The organism is Paenibacillus cisolokensis (assembly GCF_018403665.1).
In the GTDB taxonomy this organism is placed as follows: Bacteria; Bacillota; Bacilli; order Paenibacillales; family Paenibacillaceae; genus Paenibacillus_AH; species Paenibacillus_AH cisolokensis.
The window spans coordinates 18,519-27,163 of record NZ_BOVJ01000080.1; the positions used below are offsets into that span (position 1 = coordinate 18,519).

General features: G+C 55.9%; 4 protein-coding genes and 2 pseudogenes. All 6 read left to right on the forward strand.

Annotation, left to right across the window (positions count from 1 at the left end):
• Window positions 1–69 precede the first annotated feature (69 nt).
• Window positions 70–3,664: pseudogene (gene rpoC, locus PACILC2_RS12040) on the forward strand (DNA-directed RNA polymerase subunit beta'); the annotation flags it as partial.
• A 156-nt stretch (window positions 3,665–3,820) separates the two neighbouring features.
• Window positions 3,821–4,051, forward strand: coding sequence for a ribosomal L7Ae/L30e/S12e/Gadd45 family protein (locus tag PACILC2_RS12045; protein WP_062490486.1), 231 nt, complete (start codon window positions 3,821–3,823; stop codon window positions 4,049–4,051).
• A 148-nt stretch (window positions 4,052–4,199) separates the two neighbouring features.
• Window positions 4,200–4,618, forward strand: a pseudogene (gene rpsL, locus PACILC2_RS12050) (30S ribosomal protein S12).
• Window positions 4,619–4,691: 73 nt separating this feature from the next.
• Complete coding sequence (gene rpsG / locus PACILC2_RS12055) at window positions 4,692–5,162, forward strand: 30S ribosomal protein S7 (RefSeq protein WP_062490492.1); 471 nt, start codon at window positions 4,692–4,694, stop codon at window positions 5,160–5,162.
• A gap of 28 nt (window positions 5,163–5,190) precedes the next feature.
• Entirely contained in the window at window positions 5,191–7,266 is a 2,076-nt protein-coding gene (gene fusA / locus PACILC2_RS12060; protein WP_062490494.1) for an elongation factor G, read from the forward strand.
• A gap of 109 nt (window positions 7,267–7,375) precedes the next feature.
• Complete coding sequence (tuf, locus tag PACILC2_RS12065; protein WP_062490496.1) at window positions 7,376–8,566, forward strand: elongation factor Tu; 1,191 nt, start codon at window positions 7,376–7,378, stop codon at window positions 8,564–8,566.
• Window positions 8,567–8,645 lie beyond the last annotated feature (79 nt).

Sequence of the window (8,645 nt, forward strand, 5' to 3'; positions counted from 1 at the left end):
TCATCCGGGGTTTCGGTAACCAAGACGAAGGAGGGTTGCTCCTTGTTGGACGTGAACAACTTCGAGTACATGAAGATCGGGCTGGCTTCGCCGGACAAAATCCGTTCGTGGTCTCGCGGAGAAGTCAAAAAGCCGGAAACGATCAACTACAGGACGCTCAAACCGGAAAAAGAAGGTTTGTTCTGCGAGAAGATTTTCGGACCGACGAAGGACTGGGAATGTCATTGCGGCAAATATAAACGGGTGCGTTATAAAGGCGTCGTTTGCGACCGCTGTGGCGTTGAAGTGACCCGGGCGAAAGTTCGGCGGGAACGGATGGGACATATCGAGTTGGCCGCTCCCGTTTCGCATATCTGGTATTTCAAAGGCATTCCGAGCCGGATGGGGCTTGCGCTCGACATGTCGCCCCGTTCGCTGGAAGAGATCATCTATTTTGCATCGTATGTCGTAACCGATCCGGGCGATACGCCGCTCGAGAAGAAACAGCTGCTTTCCGAGAAGGAGTACCGGAGCTACCGGGAAAATACGGTTACGGTTTTCAGGCGGGCATGGGCGCTGAAGCCGTCAAGAAGCTTCTGCAAGATATCGACATCGACAAAGAAGTGGAGACGCTGAAGGAAGAGCTGCGGACCGCTCAGGGCCAACGCCGCAACCGTGCGATCAAGCGGCTGGAAGTGATCGAAGCGTTCCGCAATTCGGGCAATCGTCCGGAATGGATGATTCTCGACGTGCTGCCCGTCATTCCGCCGGAGCTCCGGCCGATGGTGCAGCTTGACGGCGGACGTTTCGCCACTTCCGACCTGAACGATCTGTACCGCCGCGTCATTAACCGGAACAACCGTCTGAAGCGGCTTCTGGATCTCGGCGCGCCGGACATTATCGTGCAGAACGAAAAACGGATGCTGCAGGAAGCGGTCGACGCGCTGATCGACAATGGCCGCCGCGGACGTCCCGTTACCGGTCCGGGCAACCGGCCGCTGAAATCGCTCAGCCATATGCTGAAAGGGAAGCAAGGCCGCTTCCGTCAGAACCTGCTGGGCAAACGGGTCGACTATTCCGGCCGTTCCGTTATCGTTGTCGGGCCGAGCCTGAAAATGTATCAGTGCGGGCTTCCGAAAGAGATGGCGCTCGAGCTGTTCAAGCCGTTCGTCATGAAGGAGCTTGTAAACAAAGGACTTGCCCATAACATCAAGAGCGCCAAGCGGAAGGTCGAGCGCGTAAGCCCGGAAGTCTGGGACGTGCTCGAAGAAGTGATCAAGGAGCATCCGGTGCTGCTCAACCGCGCTCCCACGCTGCACCGTCTCGGCATTCAGGCGTTCGAGCCGATTCTGGTGGAAGGCCGGGCTATCCGTCTGCATCCGCTCGTATGTACCGCGTACAATGCGGACTTTGACGGCGACCAGATGGCCGTTCACGTTCCGTTGTCGGCCGAGGCGCAAGCCGAGGCGCGGCTCTTGATGCTCGCTTCGGGCAACATTCTGAACCCGAAGGACGGCAAGCCGGTCGTTACGCCTTCCCAGGACATGGTGCTCGGCAGCTACTATTTGACGATGGACAACGTAGAGGCCAAAGGTAGCGGATCGGTGTTCGCAAGCGTGAACGAAGCGGTTTCCGCTTATCAGCGGGGAGTCGTATCGTTGCATGCGCGCGTCTTTATTCCGGCCAAGGCGCTGAAGAAAAATCGTTTACCGAAGAGCAGCAGCGGGCGCTGCTGTCCACAACGGTCGGTAAAATTATTTTTAACGAAATTTTCCCGGATACGTTCCCTTACATCAACGAGCCTTCGAAGGCGAACTTGCTGCAAGGAACGCCGGACAAATATTTTGTGTTCGAGAAGGGCACGGATTTGCGGGAGTTTATGCACAACGTGCCGCAAATGGGCGCTATCGGCAAAGAATATTTGGGTCAGATCATCGCCCATTGCTTCCGCGCCTATGAGACGACGCAGACCGCGATTATTCTCGACCGGATCAAGCAGCTCGGCTTCACGTATTCCACGCGCGCGGGGATTACGATTGCCGTGGCCGACGTTGTCGTGCCGGAAGAAAAGCAGGATATCCTCCGCGAATCCGAGGAGAAGGTCCGCATCATCACGAATCAGTATCGCCGCGGTCTTATTACGAACGAAGAGCGGTACGACAAAATTATCGAAATCTGGAGCCGTGCGAAGGACCAGATTACCGATATTTTGATGAAATCGATGGACCGCTACAATTCGATCATGCTTATGGTCGACTCCAAAGCGCGGGGTAACAAATCGCAGATTACCCAGCTGGGCGGGATGCGCGGTCTCATGGCGAACCCGTCGGGCCGGATTATCGAGCTTCCGATCAAGTCGAACTTCCGCGAAGGGCTGACGGTACTGGAGTACTATATTTCCACGCACGGTGCGCGGAAAGGTCTCGCGGACACGGCGCTGCGTACGGCCGACTCGGGTTATTTGACCCGCCGTCTGGTCGACGTCGCGCAGGACGTCATCGTTCGGGAAGAGGATTGCGGTACGGACAAAGGCTTCACGGTCGGCAAAATCCAAGACGGCAAAGAAGTTATCGAGGATCTGTATGACCGCATCGAAGGGCGGTATTCGTTCGAGACGGTCCGCCATCCGGAAACGGGCGAAATTATCGTGGGCCGCAACGAGCTCATCGATGCGAGCAAGGCGGACGCCATCGTCAAGGCCGGCATCGAAAAGCTGCAGATCCGTTCCGTGCTCAGCTGCCGCGCCCGCCACGGCGTATGCAAAATTTGCTACGGCCGCAATCTGGCGACCGGGAAATTTGTCGAAATCGGCGAAGCGGTGGGCATTATCGCGGCCCAATCCATCGGCGAGCCGGGAACCCAGCTTACGATGCGGACGTTCCATACCGGGGGCGTCGCCGGAGACGATATTACGCAAGGTTTGCCGCGGATTCAGGAGCTGTTCGAGGCCCGCAATCCGAAAGGCCAGGCGATTATCTCCGAGCTGGACGGCACGATCAAGAGCATTCGCGAAGCGAAGGACCGCCGCGAAATCGAAGTCGAGGGCGAGGCCGAGTCCAAAGTTTATTCCGTCACGTACGGTTCGCGCATCCGGGTAACGGAAGGTCAGGTCGTCGAAGCCGGCGACGAGCTGACGGACGGCTCGATCGACCCGAAAGATATGCTGCGCATTAAAGGGATACGCGGCGTGCAGAACTACATTCTGCAGGAAGTGCAGCGCGTATACCGGAACCAGGGCGTTGAGATCAATGACAAGCATATCGAGGTCATGATCAAGCAAATGCTGCGGAAAATCCGGATTGTGGAAGCCGGCGACACGCCGCTCTTGCCGGGTTCGTTCGTCGATATTCACGAATACGAGGCAGCAAACCGCGAAGCGATTCTGGCCGGACGCGAGCCTGCGGTCGCCAAGCCGGTTCTGCTCGGGATTACGAAGGCGTCGCTTGAGACCGATTCGTTCCTTTCGGCCGCTTCGTTCCAGGAAACGACGCGCGTTCTGACCGATGCGGCAATCAAAGGCAAAGTCGACCAGTTGCTCGGCCTGAAGGAGAATGTCATTATCGGCAAGCTTATCCCTGCCGGTACGGGCATGAGCCGTTATCGCAACATTCGCTTTGCCGGCCTGGATGAGGAAGAGGCTCAACCGGAAGAACATCTCGAAAACGAGACGGTTTCGATAGAGTCTTGACGAGTTGCCAGGGCGATCGCCGCGTGCAACGCGCGGCGATCTTTTATTCTGAAGCTCGTGCACATCTTTCTTGACAATGCCGGAATCAAGATGATAATATATCGGAGTGTGCCTGTATGTTCTTCTGCTTTTTTAGAGGAGAAAGGTGATTTCATGCCTATCCGAATCGGCACGAAGCAAACGACGAAAGCGGTGGAGCAACGGCTCGCCACGCTCGTCTATGTTGCGCAAGACGCAGATCCCCGTATTGTGAACAAGGTCGTTGCGCTGTGTGAAACGACGGGGATACCGGTCCAGTGGGTCGACACGATGAAGAATCTCGGGGCAACATGCGGGATCGACGTCGGAGCCGCTATGGCCGCGGTTATCCCTGATGAGAAATAAGAAACGGACGTTTTTGCCGGAAGTGACTTTGTATAAAGGCCGGACGGCAAAACGTTTGTGCGTTTCATTATGAACCGCCTGGATCTGTGGACTTGAAAGACGGGAATGTTTTCAGGAGACAGCAGCCTTATGGGAAGGGGGTGGCAACATGCCAACAATTAACCAACTGGTTCGCAAAGGCCGCCAGGCTAAAGTCGTGAAATCGAAATCGCCTGCCCTGCAAAGAGGGTTCAACGCTCTGAAACGCGAGGAGACGAACCAAAGCTCCCCGCAAAAACGCGGTGTGTGCACTCGCGTAGGGACGATGACGCCGAAAAACCGAACTCCGCATTGCGGAAATACGCGCGGGTGCGCTTGACCAACCGCGTTGAGGTAACGGCTTATATCGGCGGTATCGGTCACAACCTGCAAGAGCACAGTGTCGTGCTCGTTCGCGGAGGCCGGGTCAAAGACCTGCCGGGTGTTCGTTACCATATCGTTCGCGGCGCTCTCGATACCGCGGGCGTCAACAACCGGAAGCAAGGCCGTTCCAAATACGGCACGAAGCGTCCGAAAGACAAGAAATAATATCGTAATCGGATAGAGCCGGGCAAGCGTTCATGCCGGCCTGGCGACGATATGGGGAAAGGGGGATTATCGCATGCCACGCAAAGGTCCAGTTGCCAAACGCGACGTGCTGCCGGATCCGGTGTACAACAGCAAGCTCGTGACGCGTCTGATCAACCGTATTATGATCGACGGCAAGCGCGGCGTTGCCCAAAAAATTCTGTACGATGCGTTCAACATCGTTCGGGAGCGTACGGGCAAGGATCCGATGGAAGTATTCGAAGCAGCTATCAAAAACATTATGCCGGTTCTCGAAGTCAAAGCCCGCCGTGTAGGCGGCGCGAACTATCAAGTGCCGGTTGAAGTGAAGCCGGAACGCCGGACATCGCTCGGTCTCCGCTGGCTGGTGAATTACTCGCGCAGCCGCGGCGAGAAGACGATGCAAGAGCGTCTGGCCGCTGAAATCATCGATGCATCGAACAACACGGGCGCATCGGTGAAGAAGCGCGAAGATACGCACAAAATGGCGGAAGCAAACAAAGCGTTTGCGCATTACCGCTGGTAGGATTCGCATAACGAAAGGAGACAATTGAATGGCAAGAGAGTTCTCCTTGAAAAATACGCGCAATATCGGGATCATGGCGCATATTGATGCGGGCAAAACGACGACTACGGAGCGGATTCTGTTCTATACGGGCCGTACCCATAAAATCGGGGAGGTGCATGAAGGCGCCGCTACGATGGACTGGATGGAACAGGAGCAGGAGCGCGGCATTACGATTACGTCCGCCGCGACGACCGCCCAGTGGAAAGGTCACCGCATCAACATTATCGACACCCCGGGACACGTTGACTTCACCGTTGAAGTCGAACGTTCCCTACGCGTATTGGACGGGGCTGTTGGGGTCTTCAGCGCAAAAGAAGGCGTGGAGCCGCAATCCGAAACCGTTTGGCGCCAAGCCGACAAATATCGGGTTCCTCGTATCGCCTACGTGAACAAAATGGACATCATCGGCGCGGACTTCCTGAATGTCGTTCAGGATATGCGCGATCGTCTGCAAGCGAACGCCGTAGCGATCCAGCTGCCGATCGGCGCCGAGAACGACTTTGTCGGCGTTATCGACCTGATCGAGCGCGTCGCTTACATTTACAAGGACGATCTGGGCAAAGAGCCGGAGAAAACCGACATTCCGGACGAACTGAAAGACAAGGCCGAAGAGCTTCGTGCGGAGCTTGTCGAGAAAGTTGCCGAGCTGGACGAAGATTTGACAATGAAGTATCTTGAGGGTGAGGAAATCACCGTTCAAGAACTGAAAGCCGCGCTGCGCAAAGGCGTGTGCGAAGTGAAAATCTTCCCGGTAGTCTGCGGTTCCTCTTATCGGAACAAAGGCGTTCAAGTGATGCTTGACGCTGTTGTCGATTATTTGCCTTCGCCGGTCGATGTGCCGGATATCAAAGGTGTTTTGCCGGACGGGACGGAAACGACCCGCAAATCCGACGACAACGAGCCGTTCGCGGCGCTGGCATTCAAAATTATGTCCGACCCGTTCGTCGGCAAGCTGACGTTCTTCCGTGTCTATTCGGGCATTCTGAACTCCGGTTCGTACGTGCTCAACGCCACGAAAGGCAAGCGCGAGAGAATCGGCCGGATACTGCAGATGCACGCGAACAGCCGTCAGGAAATTTCGGAAGTTTACGCAGGCGACATCGCTGCGGCCGTCGGTTTGAAAGACACGGGCACGGGCGACACGTTGTGTGACGAGAAACATCCGGTTATACTGGAATCGATGAATTTCCCTGAGCCGGTTATCGAAATCGCGATTGAGCCGAAGACGAAAGCCGACCAGGACAAAATGGGCGTAGCATTGTCCAAGCTGGCCGAAGAAGACCCGACGTTCCGCGCTTATACGGACGAAGAAACGGGCCAAACGATCATCTCCGGTATGGGTGAGCTTCACCTTGAGATTATCGTCGACCGCATGCTTCGCGAGTTCAAAGTCGAGACCAACGTCGGCAAACCGCAGGTTGCGTATCGCGAAACGTTCCGCACGCCTGCGAAGGTCGAGGGCAAATTCGTTCGTCAATCCGGCGGCCGCGGTCAATACGGCCACGTCTGGATCGAGTTCGAACCGCTCGAGCCCGGCAGCGGATTCCAGTTTGAAAACAAAATCGTCGGCGGTGTCGTACCGAAAGAGTACATTCCGGCTGTACAAGCGGGTATTGAAGAAGCCATGAAAAATGGCGTTCTTGCCGGTTACCCGGTCGTAGACATCAAAGCTACGATTTTCGACGGATCGTACCATGACGTCGACTCGTCCGAGATGGCGTTCAAAATTGCCGGTTCGATGGCGCTGAAAGCGGCGAAAGACAAATGTAACCCGGTTCTTCTCGAGCCGATCATGAAAGTCGAGGTTACTGTTCCTGAGGAATACATGGGCGACGTTATGGGAATGCTGAACTCCCGGCGCGGCCGCATCGAAGGGATGGATTCGCGCTCCGGCGCGCAAATCATCCGCGCGAAAGTGCCGCTTTCCGAGATGTTCGGATATTCCACTACGCTTCGTTCCGGTACCCAGGGCCGCGGCGTCTTCTCGATGGAACTCTCTCACTACGAAGAAGTTCCGAAATCGATCGCCGAACAGATTATCGCGAAACACAAAGGCGAATAACAGAACCACAATATGTATGACCCGGTGCCTCGATGCGCCGAGCAGGCGCAAGGGCAACCGGGATTATCACATAAAAATCACTACCTTATATTAAGGAGGCAAATGTTCAATGGCTAAGGCTAAATTTGAACGTACTAAACCGCACGTTAACATCGGTACCATCGGACACGTGGACCATGGTAAAACGACGCTGACTGCAGCAATCACCACCGTTCTGGCTAAAAAATACGGCGGTTCTGCCGTAGCTTTCGATCAAATCGACAAAGCTCCGGAAGAGCGCGAACGCGGTATTACGATCTCGACGGCTCACGTTGAGTACGAAACGCCGAACCGCCACTATGCGCACGTTGACTGCCCGGGCCACGCCGACTACGTTAAAAACATGATCACCGGTGCTGCCCAAATGGACGGCGCGATTCTCGTCGTTTCCGCCGCTGACGGCCCGATGCCGCAAACGCGCGAGCACATCCTGCTCTCCCGTCAGGTAGGCGTTCCTTACATCGTCGTCTTCCTGAACAAATGCGACATGGTCGAAGACGAAGAACTGCTCGAACTCGTTGAAATGGAAGTTCGCGACCTGCTGAACGAATACGAGTTCCCGGGCGACGACACGCCGATCATCCGCGGTTCCGCTCGCGAAGCGCTGCAAAATCCGGAAGGCGAATGGGCTCAAAAAATCATCGAACTGTTCGAGCAAATCGACAGCTACATCCCGACGCCTGAGCGCGATACGGAAAAACCGTTCCTGATGCCGGTCGAAGACGTGTTCACGATCACGGGCCGCGGTACGGTTGCTACGGGCCGCGTAGAGCGTGGTACGGTTAAAGTCGGCGACGAAGTTGAAATCGTCGGTCTGAACGAAGAAACGAAGAAAACCGTCGTAACGGGCGTTGAGATGTTCCGCAAACTGCTCGACTCCGCTCAAGCAGGCGACAACATCGGTGCGCTGCTCCGCGGTGTGGATCGTAAAGAAATCGAGCGTGGACAAGTTCTGTCCAAGCCGGGTTCGGTTAAACCGCACACCCAATTCACCGCTCAAGTTTACGTCCTGACCAAAGAAGAAGGCGGCCGTCACAAACCGTTCTTCACGGGCTACCGTCCGCAGTTCTACTTCCGTACGACCGACGTTACGGGCATCATCAACCTGCCGGAAGGCACGGAAATGGTTATGCCTGGCGACAACATCACCGTTACGGTTGAACTGATCGCTCCGATCGCGATCGAAGAAGGTACCCGCTTCGCGATTCGTGAAGGCGGCCGTACGGTAGGCGCTGGCGCGGTTGCTACGATCCAAAAATAAGACCGGGCGGCGATAGCCGCAACGATCCGAAAGCCTCCACTCCGGTGGGGGCTTTTGTATTATGGTACGCCCAGCATGG